Raw genomic sequence first — 18226 nt, 5'->3', positions numbered from 1 at the left:
AGAGGCGGAGCAGTGGGCATGCCATCTGCGGCGGGCGGGCGGCGGCAGGGGCGGGGATCCGACAATTGTCGGGTTCCCGACAGGGCAGGGGCCTAGCTGGCGGGCGCCGCGGCGGGGCCGGGCAGCTCGACCCGGGCGGCCATCTCGGGGGTCATCTCGACATGGCCCTGGCCGTCGATCACCAGCGCGGCGGTGATGCCCATGGCCCGGGCGGTCTGGCGCCAGGCATCGGCTCCGGCCACCGAGAGCGCGGTCGCGGCGGCATCGGCCAGCGCGCCCTGCCGGGCCAGGACCGTCGCGGAGACGATCTCCTCCACCGGGCGGCCGGTCCGCGGATCGAGGATATGCGAGAAGCGGTGGCCGCCGGCATCGAGATAGCGCTCGTAATTGCCGGAGGTGTAGACCGCCTCGCCGGGGCGCATCTCAATCGCGGCCACGGCGCCCCAGCCGAAGGGATCGCGGATCGCCACGCGCCAGGGCCGCGCGCCCTTGCGGCCGAGCACGGAGACATCGCCGCCGGCATTGAGCACGGCGTCGCGGATGCCGCGGCGGGCAAGCTCGGCGGCGGCCAGATCCAGTGCGGCGCCCTTGGCGAAGCCGCCCAGATCGAGCTGCACGGCGGGGTTCGCAGAGCTGATCCGGCGCCCGTCGAACTGCAGATCGGCAATGCCCGGATGGCGCGCGGCCAGCGCGGCGACGGCCGCGGCGGAGGGCGGCGGCCCCTCTGGCGGCAGGTCGTCGTGGAAGCCCCAGAGCTCCACCATCGCGCCGATGCCGGGATCGAAGAGCCCGCCGCTCGACGCGGAGAGGCGCTGCCCCTCGGCAAGGACCAAGGCGAGGGCGGGGCTGGCCTCGAAGCTCTCGCCGCGGGCGATGGCGGCGTTGAGATCCTCGAGCTCGCCGGGGCGCCAGGCATGCCAGTCGCGGTGGAGCCGGGCGAAGAGCTGGCCGAGCGCGGCCGTCGCCTCTCCGGCGCGGCGCTCGGACACGCCCGAGATCTCGACCTCGACCAGCGTGCCGAAGACATAGAGCACCTGGGTCTCGATCCGCGGCGCCAGGGCCTGGCGGCCCCAGAAGAGGGCGAGCGCGAGAAGGAGGCACAGCCCGAGCGGCAGGAGCGCGCGGCGCCTCATTGCGGCGCGTCCGGCGCGCGTCCCTCGATCCGCAGGCTGCCGCCGAGGCGGCCGCGGCGCTCGGCCTGGCGCAGCGGCAGCAGCGCCAGCGCAAGGGCGGGCAGGCAGAGCAGGGCGGCAATCAGGTCGGGCAGCCCGGCTGCGGCGGAGATCGCGGCGGTCAGCGCCAGCGCGGCGGGCGGCAGCAGATAGGCGCGCATCGCCGCCGAGAGGAAGGCGCCGCTTTCCATCGCAACCACCACCCGGTCGCCCGGGGCGAGCCCCATCTCGGTGGGCAGGCGCAGTGTCCGGCAGTCGCCCTTGGCGGCCATCTCCGCCAGGGCGCCGGCGCCGCAGCCCGCCCGGCCCGCGCAGGCGCCGCAGGCTTCGGCGCGGGCCGCCTCGAGCTCGGCATAGCCGTCGCCCGCAGAGACCACCTTCAGGGTCTGGCGCAGCTGGCGGCGCGACGGTGCGGAGCCCGCCACGGTCATTCCGCCGGGATGATGCAGCCGTCTTCCATGCAGACGCTGAGGCATTGCGGCATGTCATGGTCGGGGGCGCATTCGGTGCAGATATCGGCCTTGATGAAGAACACGCCCTTCCTGGGGATGATGGCGCCGGTCGGGCAGACCGGTTCGCAATCGCCGCAGGAGGTGCACAGGTCGGCTTCGATTTGCATGGCCATGGGTAGGGATCCTTTCCTCTGGCAGCGCCCCCGGGGAGCGGGGGCCGTTGGCGTCCTGCATAGCCCAAGCAGGACGCGTGCCATCCGGACGGGATCGCGTGCAGCAGCGGCGCGCAGGCAGCTGCTCCTTGGTCCGCCTGCCGGGATGCCCGGCGGAGGCGGCCGCGCCGCTTCCCGCCGGGCAGGGCGGCAGGGGCCAGAGCGCAGGGGCGCAGCATGTGCCAGGGCAATTCCGGCCGCCTGTCCCGGCAGGGCCACAGCGCGCGCAGTCGGTCCCTGGCCGCGCTGGCCGCCGCGGGGGCGGATCAGTTCTTGCGGCTCAGGGGAAATCCGGGGCTGCGCGGCATCAGCCGCTTCAGCCGGTCGAGCATGGCGCCGCCGCTCTCCTCGCCGCCCGAGAGCATCTCGACCTTGCGGCCCGAGAGCTTCGCTAGCCCCTGCGCGTCGAGGCGGCCCTCCCAGACGGCCGAGATCACGTCGCGCAGCGTGCCCTCATCCTTCAGCGCGCGTGCCAGCCCGTGGGTCGCCGGGCGCAGCCTCGCGTGGAACAGGTTCGGCTGCACCGGGAAGCGGCTTGCATGGATGCCCTCCTCGGCGGTGCTGCCGGAGAAGACATAGTAGCGCGTCGTCGCGTTGAACCGGCCCTCGAGCGAGGGGATGCGCCATTCGCTGATGCCCGAGATGTAGTCCTGCCAGCGGGTCTCCTCGGGCACGAGCTCGGGCACGACGCTGAATTGCGGGACGAAGGCCGCGACCGCGGTGACCGGCAGGTGGCAGGTCGAGGCGATCGCCAGGAAGCCGCCCATGGAATTGCCCAGGGCGTAGATCTCGCGCCCCTCGAGATAGGGGGCGAGCCGGGCGCAGAGCGCCGCGAGGTCGAAATTGTTGCCCCAGCTGCGCTTCAGGTCGCTGATGAAGAGGATGTTGTCGAACGCATTGCCGGCCGAGAAGAATTCCGGGCTCTGGACATCCATGCCGCCCATGCGGTTGCCGATGCCGGTAAAAGAGAGAAGGATGCGCTTCTGTGCCGGATCCGGCCGCTCGCGGGCCAGGACCCGGAGATCTTCGTTACGCTCGACGCGGATCATGCAGGTCCCAACCGTTTGCACTGACCCGGTTCTATAGCCAGAAATCGGCCTCCTGAGTAGGGGCGAATTCGAGGATTGCGCGCAGATCGCCGTCATAACCTTGCGGCAAGACCGCCGCCTCTGCCGCGGCATCGCGCAGGCTGGTGCCGTTCCAGCTTTCATAGGCGCCGTCGTCGATCCGGTCCGAGAGATCCTGGCCATGCAGCCCGAGCGACAGGTGCATCGCGCCCGAGGCAGTTTCGGCCAGGCGCAGCCGCACCGTGTCCGCGCCCGAGATCCAGGCCTCCTCGATGGCGAGCCGGGTGCCGTCCGGGCGGCTCAGCGCGAAGCCGAAATGGTCCGGGGCGGAGATGGCGGGGTTGTCCTCGAAGATCGAGCGGTCCTCGACCAGCCTTGTGCCCACGCCGGAGAAGGCGACCTCCAGCAGGTCGGGGGCCAGCGCGGTGACCGAGGAGACGAGGATCGGATCCTCCGCCCGGCCGATCAGCGCCTCGCCCAGGTAATGGCCCAGCGTCTCGCCCAGATGCAGGTAGCCCTGCGGCGAGAGATGGATATGGTCGCTGCCGCCGGTGGAGGGATAGAGGCTCTGGAACTCCATCTGGGTGCCACCGTAAACGACGCGGGGGTCGTCGCGGATCAGGTCCAGCTGGCCGAGCGGGACATTGCCGTCGGCATCGCCCGCGACCTGCGCCAGCGCCACCACCAGCCGCGGATCGGCGATGCCCGCGATGTCCGCCATCGCCGTCTCGATCATGTCGAAATAGCGCGAGGCCAGCCAGGCATAGCCGAAATCGGGATGGTCGAGCCGGGCATCTGCCTGGCCGTGCACGAACCCGATCGCGACCGTGCTGCCGACCTGGTAGCCCTCCGCAGCCGCCGCGGCGGCGGCGAAGCCAATTTGCGCCTCCATCGTGTCCCAGAGCCCGGGCGCATGGCGGAAGGTGCCGAGCGCGACCGCCGCGCCGTCATGGTCCAGGTAGTAGTCGTAGCGCCCGTCGGCGCGGGCCAGGGCGAAGAGATCGCCCTCGCCGCTCTGCCGCAGCCCGGCGGCGAGGCCGGTCGCCAGATCCTCGGCCCCGGTCATCAGCTCGACCAGCGAGGCGCCGATCGCGCCGGTGCCGAAATGCAGCAGGTCGGGCGCCAGCCGGCCGGTGCTGTCATAGGCGTCGAGGATCTGCGCCGCCATGGCCGGGGCAGGGGTCTCGGTCACGCGGCTCTCCATCGGCTCCATGCCGAGGTAAAGCGCCGGATCGAGCGGAATGTAGTTCCAGCCGCGGGCGCCGATCCCGGCATGGTCGAAATCGAGCATATGGGCGCGGTCCGCATCGACGGGCCCGCTCCAGAGCGTGGCGGCGCGGTCGAGCTGCGTCGCGCCGAGGCTCAGCGACTGCCCGGCGGAGAGGACGAACATGATCTCGTCCGGCAGGAGCTTCAGCAGCGCGCCGCGCAGGGCGGCGAAGGTCTGCGCCAGCAGCCCGGCCTGCTCGACATCCTGCGGGGCGAGCGCGGCATGGTCCGCCGCGGCGGGCGCCTCCGCGGGCCGGATTTCCGCCGGCGACGAAGGGGCGGCCGCCGGGGCGGTCCCGACCGGCACGAAGTCCGGCCCGGACTGTGCCGTTCCGCCGAGTTCGACCTCCTGCATCGAGGCCACTGCACCCGGCAGGGCGGTGCCGTCACTGTCGCTTGGGGTCTCTGCCATCGCCGAAGGTTCCGCCCGGGGGCAGCGGGAAGGAACGTCATCGGTCCCGGGCCGGATCTCAATGGCCTGCGCGGGCTTTCCGCCCGATGAAGCCGGGCCCCGGGAAATGCGGACAATTCGCTTGATCCAGCCGAATTTCCCGCCCCGTCCGGATTCGGCCTTGCCCTGCGGCGGGCTTCGCCGCATCTGTGCCCCGAGACCAGAGGAGACCGACGTGACCGAGCCTCTCGATATCGAAGCCGATGCCGCCCTGCGCTTCGCCCGGTTCGACCTGAACCGCGTGCCCTCGCCCTGCTTCGTCGTGGACGAGGCGGCAATCGCCCGCAACTGCCGGATCCTGGCCGGCGTGGCCGAGGCCTCCGGGGCGAAGATCTTCGCCGCGCTGAAGGCCTTCTCCATGCCCGCCGCGGCCCCGGCCATCATGAAGCACCTCTCGGGCACCGCCGCCAGCGGCATCTTCGAGGCGCGGCTCGGCCGCGAGGTGTTCGGCGGCCATGTCGCCACCTTCAACGCGGGCTACAAGCAGAAGGACCTGGAGCGCATCGTCGAGATCTCGGACCACGTGATCTTCAACTCGCCCGGCCAGTTCCGCCGCTTCCGCGCCACCGTGGAGGCCAGCAAGGCCAGCCCGGGGCTCAGGATCAATCCCGAGCATTCCGAGGGCTGGACCGAGAAATACGACCCCGCCGCGCCCTGCTCGCGGCTCGGCACGCCGGTCTCGCAGATCTCCGACGCCGATCTGGAGGGGATCGAGGGGCTGCACATGCACACGCTGTGCGAACAGGGCTTCGAGCCGCTGGAGCGCACCTGGGCCGCGGTGGAACCGAAGATCGCCGCCTGGCTGCCGAAGATGAAATGGCTGAACCTCGGCGGCGGGCACCACATCTCGATGCCCGATTACGACCGCGCCGGGCTGATCGCCTTCCTCAAGCGGATCCGCGAGACATACGGTCTGGACGTCTATCTGGAGCCGGGCGAGGCCGTCGCGCTGCATGCCGGCATCCTGGTGGGCGAGATCCTCGACCTGGCGCAGAACGCGATGCCGCTGGCGATCACCGACATCTCGGCGACCTGCCACATGCCCGACGTGATCGAGGCGCCCTACCGGCCGAAGCTGCTGGGCGAGGCCGAGACCGGCACGCCGGTGCGGCTGGGCGGGCCGTCCTGCCTGGCGGGCGACGTGATCGGCGACTACAGGCCCGGGACGCCGTGGAAGGTCGGCGACCGTTTCGCCTTCCTCGACCAGGCGATCTACTCCATGGTCAAGACCAACACCTTCAACGGCGTGCCCCTGCCCGCCATTGCGCTGTGGAACTCGGACACGGACGAGCTGACCATGGTGCGCGACTTCGGATATCGGGACTTCCTGGAACGGCTATGATCTTTCTCGACGGCGAACTCTCTGCAGACGAACTCAATCCCGCAACTGCGCGCTTCCGGGTGATCCCGGTGCCGCTGGAACGCACGGTCTCCTACGGCTCCGGCACGGCCGGCGGGCCGGCGGCGATCCTCGACGCCTCGGTCGAGCTGGAACGGCTCTGGCGCGGCTCCGAGCCCTGCATGGCCGGGATCGCGACCGAGGGTCCGGTGCTCTGCGACGGCCCGCTGCACCTGGTGATGCAGCGCATTGCCGAGCGCACCCGCGCCGCGGTCGAGGCCGGCGCCGTGCCGGTCGTGCTGGGTGGCGAGCATTCGCTGAGCTACGGCGCGGTGCGCGGCGTGGTCTCCGCCACCGAGGGCCCGGTCGGCATCGTCCAGATCGACGCCCATGCCGACCTGCGCCACGACTACCAGGGCGAGCGGCACAGCCATGCCTCGGTGATGCGGCTCCTGGCCGAGGAGGACGGCATCGCGCTGGCGCAGTACGGCGTCCGCGCGCTCTGCAGCGAAGAGGCCGAGGCCCGCAAGCGGCTGGGCGTGGTCCATTGCGACGGCGAGGCGCTGGCCCGCGGCGAGGATCCGGTCCTGCCCGAGGATTTCCCGCAGAAGATCTATGTCAGCTTCGATGTCGACGGGCTCGACCCGTCGGTCCTGCCCGCCACCGGCACGCCGGTTCCGGGCGGGCTGGGCTTCTGGCAGGCGATCCACCTGCTGGAGCGGCTCTGCGCCGGGCGCCAGATCGTCGGCATCGACGTGGTCGAGCTGGCCCCGGTCGAGGGCAGCCAGGTCTCGGACTTCACCTCGGCCCAGATCACCTACGCGCTGATGGGGCTGGAACGGCAATTCGCCGACGGCTGACAAGGCGGAATTAACCAGAATGGGCGTATCCCCGGAGCGAGCTTCGGGGATGCCGGATGACCACCTACAGCCTGACTGGATTCGCAGCTGTCTTCGACACGACCACCGACACGATCCTGTCGGTGGAGGACGCGTTGATGGACTTCACCTGGTTCGAGGACCGGCCGGCAAGGCTGAGCTACCGCTATGCCGGGGCGGGCAGCCTGACCGCCAATCTGGGCACGCCCGAGGCGGCCGGGACGGCGATTTCCGGCGGGCTGTCGATCTCGGGCTACGGGCTGGCCACGACGGACGAGGTCTTCACCGTCTCCTGGGACGCCAATGGCGAGACCCGGCAGAGCACGGTGCTGTCGCGGCTGGTCTCGGGGGCGGACCTGTCCGGTCCCGCGGCCGGGCGCAGCGTCTTCGGGATCTTCCACCTGGGCGGCGACGCGCTGCCGCCGATCCCCACGATCGGCTATTTCGCCCGCTTCATGCTGACCCAGATCGACCAGAGCAGCTACACCCAGCCGGGCGGCGACCTGGCGGCGAACCAGCAGATCAACCTCGCCGCGCTGGACACTGCGCAGACGACCGAGGACGACCATGTCATCGGCACCGCCGCGGCCGAGACGCTGCTGGCGGGGCGCGGCAACGACACGCTGAACGGCCACGGCGGCAATGACAGCATGTCGGGCAATGCCGGCGACGACATCGTCGCGGGCGGGGCGGGGCGCGACACCCTGCGCGGCGGGATCGGCCGCGACACGCTGAGCTACCTCGACGATGACGGCAGCGAGGGCATTGCCGTCGATCTGGCGGCCGGCACGGCCACGGACTCCTACGGCACGACCGACGCGGTGTCGGAATTCGAGGATGTCCATGGCAGCTTCCGCGCCGACCGGGTCAATGGCGACAGCGCGGCCAACCATATCTGGGGCTTCGGCGGGGCGGACTACCTCAATGGCGGCACCGGCCCGGATTCTTTGACCGGCGGCGCGGGCAACGACACCCTGGCAGGCGGCGGCGGCACGGACGAGGCCGATTACAGCTCCGACGGCGGCAGCCAGGGGATCGTCGCCGACCTCAACGCCGCGACGGTGATCGACAGCCATGGCGATACCGACCGGGTCTTCGGCATGGCGCGGCTGACGGGCACGAAATACACCGACCGCATCCAGGGCGGCAGCTTCAATTCCACGCTTTCGGGCGGCGGATCGGTCGATTTCATCCAGGGCGGCAGCGGCAACGAGCGGATCAATGGCGAGCTGGGCTGGGACGTGATCGGCGGCGGCGCGGGCAATGACACGCTGGACGGCGGATGGGGGCAGGACACCGCCTCCTACGAAGAGGAGGCCGGCGGGCGCGGCATCGTGCTGGATTTCGAGGCGATGCAGGTCACCGACACCTATGGCGACACGGACCTGCTGATCGCGGTCGAGGTGGTGGCGGGCTCGCGCTATGCCGACCTGATGCGCGCCGCGGCGGCCGGCTCGATGATGCAGGGCGGCGGCGGCAGCGACACGCTGTTCGGCCTGGCGGGCGCCGACACGATGGAGGGCGGCGACGGCAACGACCTGATGACCGGCCATGCCGGGCGCGACTTCTTCACCGGCGGCGCGGGGAACGACACGGTTGATTACGGCGCCGAGACCGGCAGCTCGCCGATCTCGGCCGATCTAAGGACCGGGCTGGTGACCGACAGCTGGGGCCATGTCGACACGCTGAGCGAGATCGAGACCGTCTTCGGCTCCGCCCGCGCCGACCTGATCCGCGGCAGTGCCCGCGGCGACAGCCTGCATGGCGGCAACAAGGCCGACCGGCTCTATGGCGAGGCGGGCAACGACTATCTCTCGGGCGGCAACGGCAATGACTCGATCGGCGCGGGGGCAGGGCATGACACGCTGATGGGCGGCACCGGACGCGATCTCCTCGGCGGGGGCGACGGCAATGACCGGCTGATGGGCGAGATCGGCGCCGATGCGCTGCGCGGCGGGCCGGGGCATGACTATCTCGATGGCGGCGACGACCCGGACGGGCTGACCGGCGGCTACGGCAACGACACGGTGATGGGCGGCGATGGCGAGGACACGCTGGCCGGCAGCTATGGCGACGACCGGCTGCTGGGCGAGCTGCACAACGACATCATCGGCGGCGGCGACGGCAGGGACACGCTCGATGGCGGGCCGGGGCATGACACGCTCAATGCCGGCAATGGCAATGACAACCTGATCGGCGGGCTCGGCAATGACCGGCTCTCGGGCGGCTGGGGCGCGGACGAATTGAATGGCGGGGTGGGCGACGACACGCTGATCCCCGGGCCGGGGCCGGATCTGCTCTGGGGCGGCATCGGCGCGGATGTCTTCGAATTCGGCAATCCGCGCAATCCCGATACCGACGAGATCCGCGATTTCGAGCTGGGCATCGACCGGCTCTCTGTGCCGGGCTATGACGGCGTGACCGCCCGGCCGGTCATGCGCGCCTGGAGCGGCGGGGTCGAGCTGGTCTTCGACCAGCTGGTGATCCGCCTGGCCGGACATGACGCGACCCTCGATCCCGGCGACCTGTTTTCGCCCTGACGGCGTCCGGCTTGGGGTTTCGGTAACCATGTCTCCCTAATCTCCCCGCGGACAGGATCGAGGAGGCAGGATTGGCCCAGACAGAGGACAGCATGGCGGCAGGCGCCCAGGACGAACGGTACAAGGGCCTGTTCTTCCTGCATATCCCGAAGACCGCCGGGTCCTTCGTGGCGCAGCTCTTTGCGGAGCGGATGGGGCAGGAGGCCTGCATCGCCTTCCAGGAGCGCGAGGTGCAGCACGCGGTCAGCAAGGGGGGGCCGCTCTCCTTTCTCGGCCGCGGCTTCGTCAGCGCCCACAGTCCGATGGCGTCGCTGCGCCGCGCGGGCGTCCACCGCCATTACGAGATCTTCACCGTGCTGCGCGACCCGGTCGACCGGCTGGTCTCGCATCTGAACTGGATGGACCGGTTCAACCACGGCATCGACCTGCATTCCTTCGCCGCGCTGAAGCCCGGCATGAAGGAGCTGGTGCGCACGCTCGCGCGCTACGACCCCGACAGCGCCGCCGACATGCGGCAGCTCTTCCTGCTCGACGGGCTCGCCAAGGCGCGGATGTTCTACAATATCCAGGCGACCATGCTCTTCGCGCCCCGCAGCGGCGACATCCTGGCCTATGTCGACCTCGAGCGGCTCACCCCGGTCCAGGTGCAGCGGCGGCTGGCGGGGCTGGCTTTCTGCGCGACGCTGGAGCAGTTCAAGACCGGGCTCGGCGCGGCAGGCATCGCCATCCCGGAAGAGGCGCGGGTCAATGGCGGCAAGACCCGGCGTTTCCGCCGGACGCCGCAGCTCGAGGCCGCCTGCCGCCGCTACGTCGCGCTGGACCAGCGGCTCTACGACCTCATCGCGGCGGGCCAGCCGGAGTTTGCGCCGCTGCTCCAACGTCTGCTGCCGCCGCCTGCGCCGGGCCTGAGGCTCGCCGCAGGTGCCTAGGCGAAGCGCGCCCCGGCCCCATGCCGGGCGCGGGCTGCCTCGCAATACTGCGCGCGGTGAGGCAGGCACCGCCCGGACCATCACCGGCATGAACACCGGCGCGGCCATCGGAGGAAGACCGGACTCAGCGCAGCACGGGCACCGCCTCATCGGCCCATGTCATGGCCTCGAGGCACCGCCCGTCTGTCGCTCGAACCCAGATTCCGGTCCTCGAGGCAAAACCAATCGGAATGCCATGCAAGCATCCCCGCGAATGGCACGTGCCAAAGCGTCCTGTGCTAGCCGGGACGACCAGTCATAGGGACGAAAGGGCGTAGCGGCGCTTGTCGGCGGTCGCACGCCCTGCCTGTGCTGCAGGCCAGAATGGCAGCCGGGGGGCCAACGACATCGATGACCGAGACGAGCAGCAAGCGCGCAGAGACCCGCCGGCATCGTGACTGCGCCGCGTCCCGTATCGAAGCTGCATTCTCGCCGCCGTCCATCAGCGGACGCCCTGCCGGTTGGGATGGCAGTCTTGTGCGGGTCAGGACCGGACCTGCAGAACCCGTGCCCGGCCCGAGTAAAGGCGGTCACGGCAACGAGCCCGGCCATCCCCGCAAGCCTCGATGCCGCGAGGAAGGTGCGTGCCGGGCAAGCGACCGAATATGATCGAACGCCGGTCCTTGCGGGAACAACCTGCGCGCTTCGGAGACGCCAGATCTGAAATGTTCGGTGAAATGGCTGCTGGAGAAGAATTCCTGGGCGTCGTCCCGGAGGAAATCGTTCCGGATCTGGTCAGGACCGCCCCCGGAAGCGAGAGACGATTGCCTCCTCCAGGACCATTTTCCCCGTTGTGTCTCCGTGCTCCGCGACCCGACAGGTTTGTCCGGCACCCTGATGAATTCCAAGGGCAATGAATAGGGGGCTGCTGAAAACGTCCCCAGAGCATCGTCGAGATGGAAATCGTTCCGGATTTGGACAGGGCCGCTCCCGGAATTGAGCAAGTCCAGCTGCCTACAGGACCATTTTCCCGGTCTTATCCGCAGCCTCCGCGGCCGGGCAGACGTCTTCGGCATCCTGCCAGCCCCCCAAGGTCGAGGGCGCTTGGAGGGGGTCCCGCCGCCCTGGGGCAGCCCCCGGCAGGAGCGGGCGGGAATAGCCGGCCTCGGGTTCTTGCACCGGGCCGAGTGCGGGAAATCTGCGCGCCAACCGGACATCGGGCCGCTCTCCGCGCCTGGCGCATGACGACCGACATGGAACGCCACTCAGGGGCCGTTCCCGTCTTGCCGGGCAGAGCAACCGCCGCGGTGCACCTGCTGCCGCGGGCGCCTGCTTGGGGCGGACGGCGATCCTGCGGTGCGGCTGGCCGGAACGCAAAGCGCGCCCCCCGGGAGGCCGGGAGGCGCGCGGATCAGGTCAGGCGCGGGGCCGTCAGCCGATGATGGCGTTCAGCGCGGCGCTCGGGCGCATGACGCCGGCCGTCTTTGCCGCGTCGGTCTTGTAGTAGCCGCCCAGATCGGCCGCCGGGCCCTGGGCCCCGGCCAGCTCGCCGGTGATCTCGGCTTCCTTGGCAGCCAGCGCCTCGGCGATGGGCGCGAAATGCGCCGCCAAGTCGGCATCCTCGGCCTGCGCCGCCAGAGCCTCGGCCCAGTAGCGGGCGAACCAGTAGTGGCTGTCGCGGTTGTCCGGCTGGCCGACCTTGCGCTCGGGCGAGCGGTTGTTCAGCAGCACGCCCTGGGTCGCGGCATCGACCGCCTTGCCCAGCACCGCGGCCTTCTTGTTGCCCTTGGCGTCGGCCAGGAAGTTCAGGCTCTCGCCGAGTGCGCAGAACTCGCCCAGGCTGTCCCAGCGCAGGTGGTTTTCCTTGACCAGCTGCTGGACGTGCTTCGGTGCCGAGCCGCCGGCGCCGGTCTCGAAGAGGCCGCCGCCCTGCATCAGCTTGACGATCGACAGCATCTTCGCCGAGGTGCCGAGCTCCAGGATCGGGAACAGGTCGGTCAGGTAGTCGCGCAGCACGTTGCCGGTGATCGCGATGGAGTTCTCGCCCTTGCGGATGGTCTCCAGCGTCAGGCGGGTCGCTTCGCGCGGCGCCAGGATGACGAACTTGTCGGCCACGCCCTTGGCTTCGAGGATCGGGGTGACGTAGCTGATCAGCTCGGCATCATGCGCGCGCTTGGCGTCGAGCCAGAAGATCGCCTGGTAGCCGGTCGCCGCCTGGCGGTCGATCGCCAGCTGCACCCAGTCCTCGATCGGCGCCTTCTTGGCGGTGGAGGAGCGCCAGATGTCGCCCGCTTCGACCGCGTGGGAATGCAGCACGGTGCCGTCGCCCAGCACGTAGGTCACGGTGCCGTCGGCCGGGATCTCGAAGGTGGTCGGGTGGGAGCCGTACTCCTCGGCCTTCTGCGCCATCAGGCCGATATTCTGGACCGTGCCCGAGGTGGTCGGGTCCAGGGCGCCGGTTTCCTTGAAGTAGTTGACGGTCTCTTCATAGACCGGCGCATAGCAGTTGTCGGGGATGCAGCACTTGGCGTCGGCTTCCTTGCCGTCCGGGCCCCAGCCCTTGCCGCCGGCGCGGATCACGGCCGGCATGGAGGCGTCGATGATGACGTCAGACGGCACGTGCAGGTTGGTGATGCCGCGGTCGCTGTCGACCATGTAGAGCGGCGGGCGGGACGCGAGGGTGTCCTTCAGCTCGGCCATCAGCTCGTCGGCATTCGGCAGGGTCTTGATCTTGGCCTCGAGCGAGCCGATGCCGCCATTCGGGCTGACGCCGCCGAGGACGTCGGCATGCTTGGCAAGGAACGGCTCCAGCCAGACGGCGACGAAATGGCCGAAGAGGATCGGGTCGGAGACCTTCATCATCGTGGCCTTGAGGTGCACGGAGAACAGCACGCCCTCGGGCATCGACTCCATTTCCGCCTTGATGAAGGCGCGCAGGGCCTTGGCGGACATGAAGGTCGCGTCGACGACTTCGCCCGCGGTCAGCTTCAGCCCGTCCTTCAGCACGGTCTCGGTGCCGTCCTTGGCGGTGAAGACGATCTTCGCCGGGCCGGAGGCGGCCTGCGCCTCGGTCACGGTCGCGGAGGTCTCGTTGGCGTAGAAGTCCGAGCCCGGCATCGAGGCGACAGTCGTCTGCGAGTCGGAGGCCCATTTGCCCATGGAATGCGGGTTGGCCATCGCATAGGCCTTCACCGCGCCGGCTGCGCGGCGGTCGGAGTTGCCTTCGCGCAGGACCGGGTTCACTGCCGAGCCCTTGATCGCGTCATAGCGCGCGCGGACGGATTTCTCTTCGTCGGTGGCAGGCGCCGCCGGGTAGGAGGGCAGCTTGTAGCCCTTCGCCTGCAGTTCCGCGATGGCGGCGTCGAGCTGCGGCTGCGAGGCCGAGATGTTCGGCAGCTTGATGACATTCGCCGTCGGCGTCTTCACCAGCTCGCCGAGCGCCGCCAGGTCGTCGGGGATGCGCTGCTCTTCGGTCAGGTATTCCGGGAAGTTCGCCAGGATGCGGCCGGCCAGGGAAATGTCCTTGGTGCCGACGGTGATGCCGGCTGCCTCGGCGAAGGACCGGATGATCGGCAGGAGCGATGCGCTGGCCAGCTCCGGTGCTTCGTCCACAATCGTATACACAATATCCGGGGTCGTCGTGTCCGCCATGATGTCCGCCCTTTTCGTACCCTTGGTCGTGATCTCTCTCACCGCCCGGTTGCGGACCCGTCGGGGCCCCGGCTGCCGCGGGCGGCGACATGCGCGCGGGCGCAGGTCGACCACCGCCTAGAACAGCTTGGCCGCCAGATCAATGCGGCAGGGCCCTCCGGGCGCGGACATGATGCCACGTGCCGGGCTCAGGGCGTCTCGGTCAGGGCATTCTCCACCACCGCCTCCATCGCGACGAAGCTGGAGGTGGAATTGACATGGGGCAGGGCGGAGATCGCCTCGCCCATGACCCGCCGGTATTCGCCGATATCGCGCGAGCGGACCTTCATGAGGTAGTCGAATCCGCCCGCGATCATGTAGCATTCCTCTATCTCGGGGATCGCGCGCACGGCGGCGTTGAATTCGCGCAGCGCCTTTTCGCGGGTGTCCGACAGGCTGACCTGGACGAAGGTGACATGGGTCAGCCCGAGTTTCATCGGCGAGAGCTGGACCCGGTAGCCCGAGATCAGCCCGCTATCCTCCATGGCGCGGATGCGCGCGGCCACCGGCGTCTTCGACAGGCCCACCCTCCGCGCGAGCTCCGCCGTCGCCAGTCGCGCATTGGCGGCAAGCTCGCGGAGAATCTTCCGGTCAATCGCGTCAATCTCGACCGACATGGCCTGTATTTCTCCTTGAAATTGGTCTGATCGACCATAGTCTTGACCACTATTAGACCCAACGACCACGAGACTTCCACTAGATTCACCTCGACACCCGATACACAGCCTGGATCCCGCCCATGTCCCTCGACGCCTTCACCCACGCCGCCAAGACCGCGTCCGAAGCCGCGGTGCTCGACCGCCTCGTCCGCGAGGCCGCCCTGTCCGAGACCACCCGCAAGGCCGCCTCGGTGCGGGCCGCGGGACTGGTCCGGCGCATCCGCGAGGGCTCCCGCCCCGGGGTGATGGAGCAGTTCCTGGCCGAATACGGGCTCTCGACCCGCGAGGGCGTGGCGCTGATGTGCCTGGCGGAGGCGATGCTGCGCGTGCCCGACGCGATGACGATCGACGCGCTGATCGAGGACAAGATCGCCCCTTCGGACTGGAGCCGCCACATGGGCCACGCGGCCTCGCCGCTGGTCAATGCCTCGACCTGGGCGCTGATGCTGACCGGCAAGGTGCTCGATGACGAGGCGCCCGGCATGGCCGGGGTGCTGCGCGGCGCCGTACGCCGCCTGGGCGAGCCGGTGATCCGCACCGCGGTCGGGCGCGCGATGCGCGAGATGGGCCGCCAATTCGTGCTGGGCCAGACCATCGACAAGGCGCTGGAGCGGGCCAAGGGCCTGGAATCCAAGGGCTACACCTATTCCTACGACATGCTGGGCGAGGCGGCGATGACCGATCTCGACGCCCGCCGCTATGCCAAGTCCTATGCCGATGCGATCGCCGCCATCGCCACGGCCTGCACCAAGGGCTCGGTCGAGACCAATCCGGGCATCTCGATCAAGCTCTCGGCGCTGCATCCGCGCTACGAGCTGGCCAAGGACGAGCGGGTCATGGCCGAGCTGGTGCCGGTGGTGCGCGATCTGGCGCGCGCGGCCAAGGCGGCCGGGATGGGGCTGAATATCGATGCCGAGGAGCAGGCGCGGCTGGTGCTGTCGCTGCGGGTGATCGAGGCGGTGCTGTCCGATCCCGAGCTGGCCGGCTGGGACGGGTTCGGCGTGGTCGTGCAGGCCTATGGCAAGCGCGCCTCGGCGACGATCGACTGGCTCTACGGCCTGGCCGCGCGGCTCGACCGGCGGATCATGGTGCGGCTGGTCAAGGGCGCCTACTGGGACACCGAGATGAAGCTGGCGCAGGTCGAGGGGCTGGACGATTTCCCGCTCTTCACCTCGAAGACCGCCACCGATGTCAGCTACATCGCCAATGCCAAGCGCCTGCTCGGCTATGCCGACCGGATCTATCCGCAATTCGCCACCCATAACGCCCATACCGTCGCCGCGATCCTGGAGATGGCGGAGGGACAGCGCTTCGAGTTCCAGCGCCTGCACGGCATGGGCGAGCGGCTGCATGATATCGTGCTGAAGGACAGCGGCGGCCGCTGCCGCATCTACGCGCCGGTCGGCGCGCATCGCGATCTTCTGGCCTATCTGGTCCGCCGCCTGCTGGAAAACGGCGCGAACTCTTCCTTCGTGCACCAGATCGTCGACGAGAATGTCCGCCCCGAGGAAATCGCGGCCGATCCCTTCGACGCGCTCGCCACGGCGAAGGCGCCCTCGGGGCTGGTCGCGCCGCAGGCGATCTTCGGCGAGGGACGGGTGAACGCGAAGGGCTTCGACCTGACCGACGAGGACACGCTGGCGCGGATCGAGATGGCCCGCGGCGCCGCGCTGCCCGATGCCGGGCCGCTGACGCTGCGCCCGGGCACCGGCACTGCCGTTGCCGTGACCAATCCCGCGACCGGCGAGACCGTGGCCCAGGTCACCGAGGCCGATGCCGAAACCGTCGCCCGCGCCATCGAGGACGCTGCCATCTGGGACGCGCCCGTGGCGGAGCGCGCCGAGGTGCTGCGCAAGGCGGCCGATCTCTACGAGGCGGAATTCGGCCCGATCTTCGCCGTCCTGGCGCGCGAGGCCGGAAAGACCATGTCGGATGCGGTGGGCGAGCTGCGCGAGGCCGTCGACTTCCTGCGCTACTACGCGTCCGAGGCCGAGGCGCAGGATCCGCAGCCGCGCGGCGTCATCACCGCGATCAGCCCCTGGAACTTCCCGCTGGCGATCTTCACCGGCCAGATCGCGGCCGCGCTGGCCACCGGCGCCGCCGTTCTGGCGAAACCGGCCGAGCAGACGCCGCTGATCGCCGCCATCGCCGTGCGGCTCCTGCACCGCGCCGGGGTTCCGGCCGCGGCGCTGCAGCTGCTGCCCGGCCAGGGCGACACGGTCGGCCGCGCGCTGACCTCGGATCCGCGGATCAAGGGCGTGATCTTCACCGGCTCGACCGAGACCGCCCGGCTGATCCGCCGCGCCATGTCCGAGCACATGGAGCCAGGCACGCCGCTGATCGCCGAGACCGGCGGGATGAACGCGATGATCGTCGATTCCACCGCGCTGCCCGAGCAGGCGGTGCGCGACATCGTCGCCTCGGCCTTCCGCTCCGCCGGGCAGCGCTGCTCGGCGCTGCGCTGCCTCTACGTCCAGGAGGACATCGCGCCGTCGCTGATCGAGATGATCGAGGGCGCGATGGACGAGCTGACCGTCGGCGACCCCTGGCATCTGGCCACCGATGTCGGCCCGGTGATCGACGAAGAGGCCCAGAGCGGCATCCTCGCCCATATCGCCGCCGCGAAGAAGGCGGGCCGGGTGCTGCATGCGCTCGAGGCGCCCGCGGGCTGCTTCGTGCCGCCCACGCTGATCAAGGTGAATGGCATCGGCGATATCGAGCGCGAGATCTTCGGCCCGGTGCTGCATGTCGCGACCTTCAAGGGCGCCGATGTCGAGAAGGTCGTCGCGGCGGTGAACGCGACCGGCTACGGCCTGACCTTCGGGCTGCATTCGCGGATCGACACCCGGGTGCAGGAGATCGCGGATCTGGTCGCGGCGGGCAATATCTATGTCAACCGCAACCAGATCGGCGCGGTGGTGGGCTCGCAGCCCTTCGGCGGCGAGGGGCTCTCGGGCACCGGGCCGAAGGCGGGCGGGCCGTTCTACCTGCAGCGCATCGCGGCGCCCGCTGCGGCGGGCCCGGCGGGCAGCTGGCGCAAGGAGGCCAATCTCGACCAGCTGGCCGCGCAGCTCCAGGCGGCCGCGGCCGGGGCGCATGCCCCGCTGCGGCGGATCGAGCTGCCGGGGCCGACGGGCGAGTCGAACCGGCTGAGCGTCATGCCGCGCGGTCCGGTGCTCTGCCTCGGCCCGGGCGCCGAGGCGGTGGCCGAGCAGATCGCGGCGGTCGAGCGGCTGGGCGGGATCGCGGTCGGCGCCTCGGGCCATGTCCCGGCCGAGGCCCTGGAATGGCTGCCGGGCATCGCCGCGGTGCTGAGCTGGGGCGAGGATGCGGCGGCCCAGGGCCGGGCGCTGGCCGGGCGGCCGGGTCCGCTCCTGGCGCTGGTCACGTCGATGCCCGACGCGGCGCATGTGCTGCACGAGCGGCATCTGTGCATCGACACGACGGCGGCGGGCGGCAACGCGATGCTCCTGGCCGGCTGAACCCGGCCGGAGGCGGCAGCCCGGGAAGGCCCGACCCGGCTGCCGCTGCGCCCTTGTCCCGAGGCCAGCCGGATCGGGCCAGTCCTCTTTTCTGATGCGCGAGCGCA

12 protein-coding genes are annotated in these 18226 nt (G+C 70.1%); 5 read left to right on the top strand and 7 right to left on the bottom strand.

All coding sequences use genetic code 11. The features are described from left to right. Positions 1 to 92: 92 nt before the first annotated feature. From FGX59_RS18500 to FGX59_RS18480, 5 genes are all read right to left on the bottom strand, one after another. Positions 93 to 1133, bottom strand: coding sequence for an FAD:protein FMN transferase (locus FGX59_RS18500; protein WP_138468612.1), 1041 nt, complete (start codon positions 1131 to 1133; stop codon positions 93 to 95). After that, positions 1130 to 1597, bottom strand: coding sequence for a SoxR reducing system RseC family protein (locus tag FGX59_RS18495; RefSeq protein ID WP_171060707.1), 468 nt, complete (start codon positions 1595 to 1597; stop codon positions 1130 to 1132). The genes FGX59_RS18500 and FGX59_RS18495 overlap by 4 nt, the downstream gene beginning before the upstream one ends. Positions 1598 to 1599: 2 nt before the next feature. Beyond that, positions 1600 to 1797 carry a 4Fe-4S binding protein gene (locus FGX59_RS18490; protein ID WP_138468610.1) on the bottom strand — a complete coding sequence of 66 codons (198 nt, stop codon included), beginning with the start codon at positions 1795 to 1797 and terminating at the stop codon, positions 1600 to 1602. Between the two features lie 305 nt (positions 1798 to 2102). Beyond that, entirely contained in the window at positions 2103 to 2885 is a 783-nt protein-coding gene (locus tag FGX59_RS18485) for a hypothetical protein (RefSeq protein ID WP_138468609.1), read from the bottom strand. Positions 2886 to 2916: 31 nt separating this feature from the next. Then, complete coding sequence (locus FGX59_RS18480; protein ID WP_138468608.1) at positions 2917 to 4584, bottom strand: hypothetical protein; 1668 nt, start codon at positions 4582 to 4584, stop codon at positions 2917 to 2919. 214 nt (positions 4585 to 4798) lie between these two features. On the opposite strand from FGX59_RS18480, the gene FGX59_RS18475 reads away from it, so the two are divergent. The 4 genes from FGX59_RS18475 (at position 4799) to FGX59_RS18460 (ending at position 10309) form a co-directional block, all read left to right on the top strand. Then, positions 4799 to 5965 carry a carboxynorspermidine decarboxylase gene (locus tag FGX59_RS18475; protein WP_240722552.1) on the top strand — a complete coding sequence of 389 codons (1167 nt, stop codon included), beginning with the start codon at positions 4799 to 4801 and terminating at the stop codon, positions 5963 to 5965. Next, positions 5962 to 6822 (top strand): agmatinase, encoded by an 861-nt coding sequence (gene speB, locus FGX59_RS18470; RefSeq protein WP_138468606.1) that lies wholly within the window; start codon positions 5962 to 5964, stop codon positions 6820 to 6822. Before FGX59_RS18475 ends, speB begins: the two co-directional genes overlap by 4 nt. Before the next feature lie 56 nt (positions 6823 to 6878). Beyond that, on the top strand, positions 6879 to 9380 hold the full coding sequence (locus tag FGX59_RS18465) for a hypothetical protein (RefSeq protein ID WP_138468605.1): 2502 nt from the start codon (positions 6879 to 6881) through the stop codon (positions 9378 to 9380). 71 nt (positions 9381 to 9451) lie between these two features. Continuing rightward, the gene (locus FGX59_RS18460; RefSeq protein WP_138468604.1) at positions 9452 to 10309 is read left to right on the top strand and encodes a sulfotransferase family 2 domain-containing protein; all 858 of its coding nucleotides are present in this window, start codon (positions 9452 to 9454) and stop codon (positions 10307 to 10309) included. Positions 10310 to 11719: 1410 nt separating this feature from the next. Here FGX59_RS18460 and FGX59_RS18455 read toward each other — a convergent pair. Beyond that, positions 11720 to 13939 (bottom strand): NADP-dependent isocitrate dehydrogenase, encoded by a 2220-nt coding sequence (locus FGX59_RS18455; protein ID WP_138468603.1) that lies wholly within the window; start codon positions 13937 to 13939, stop codon positions 11720 to 11722. Between the two features lie 188 nt (positions 13940 to 14127). After that, positions 14128 to 14595 (bottom strand): Lrp/AsnC family transcriptional regulator, encoded by a 468-nt coding sequence (locus tag FGX59_RS18450; protein ID WP_138468602.1) that lies wholly within the window; start codon positions 14593 to 14595, stop codon positions 14128 to 14130. 122 nt (positions 14596 to 14717) lie between these two features. Between FGX59_RS18450 and putA the strand changes: the two genes are divergently transcribed. Then, complete coding sequence (gene putA / locus FGX59_RS18445) at positions 14718 to 18119, top strand: bifunctional proline dehydrogenase/L-glutamate gamma-semialdehyde dehydrogenase PutA (protein WP_138468601.1); 3402 nt, start codon at positions 14718 to 14720, stop codon at positions 18117 to 18119. The last annotated feature ends 107 nt before the right edge of the window (positions 18120 to 18226 follow it).

The sequence above is a fragment of the Poseidonocella sp. HB161398 genome (assembly GCF_005870025.1).
GTDB lineage: Bacteria > Pseudomonadota > Alphaproteobacteria > Rhodobacterales > Rhodobacteraceae > Mangrovicoccus.
Note: the sequence above shows the minus strand (reverse complement) of the source record. Positions and strands in the feature narration are given on the sequence as shown.

Coding starts and splice junctions, on each gene's coding strand:
- FGX59_RS18500 (WP_138468612.1), bottom strand. CDS start 1,133: ATGAGGCGCCGCGCGCTCCTGCCGCTCGGGCTGTGCCTCCTTCTCGCG.
- FGX59_RS18490 (WP_138468610.1), bottom strand. CDS start 1,797: ATGGCCATGCAAATCGAAGCCGACCTGTGCACCTCCTGCGGCGATTGC.
- FGX59_RS18485 (WP_138468609.1), bottom strand. CDS start 2,885: ATGATCCGCGTCGAGCGTAACGAAGATCTCCGGGTCCTGGCCCGCGAG.
- FGX59_RS18480 (WP_138468608.1), bottom strand. CDS start 4,584: ATGGCAGAGACCCCAAGCGACAGTGACGGCACCGCCCTGCCGGGTGCA.
- speB (WP_138468606.1), top strand. CDS start 5,962: ATGATCTTTCTCGACGGCGAACTCTCTGCAGACGAACTCAATCCCGCA.
- FGX59_RS18465 (WP_138468605.1), top strand. CDS start 6,879: ATGACCACCTACAGCCTGACTGGATTCGCAGCTGTCTTCGACACGACC.
- FGX59_RS18455 (WP_138468603.1), bottom strand. CDS start 13,939: ATGGCGGACACGACGACCCCGGATATTGTGTATACGATTGTGGACGAA.
- FGX59_RS18450 (WP_138468602.1), bottom strand. CDS start 14,595: ATGTCGGTCGAGATTGACGCGATTGACCGGAAGATTCTCCGCGAGCTT.
- putA (WP_138468601.1), top strand. CDS start 14,718: ATGTCCCTCGACGCCTTCACCCACGCCGCCAAGACCGCGTCCGAAGCC.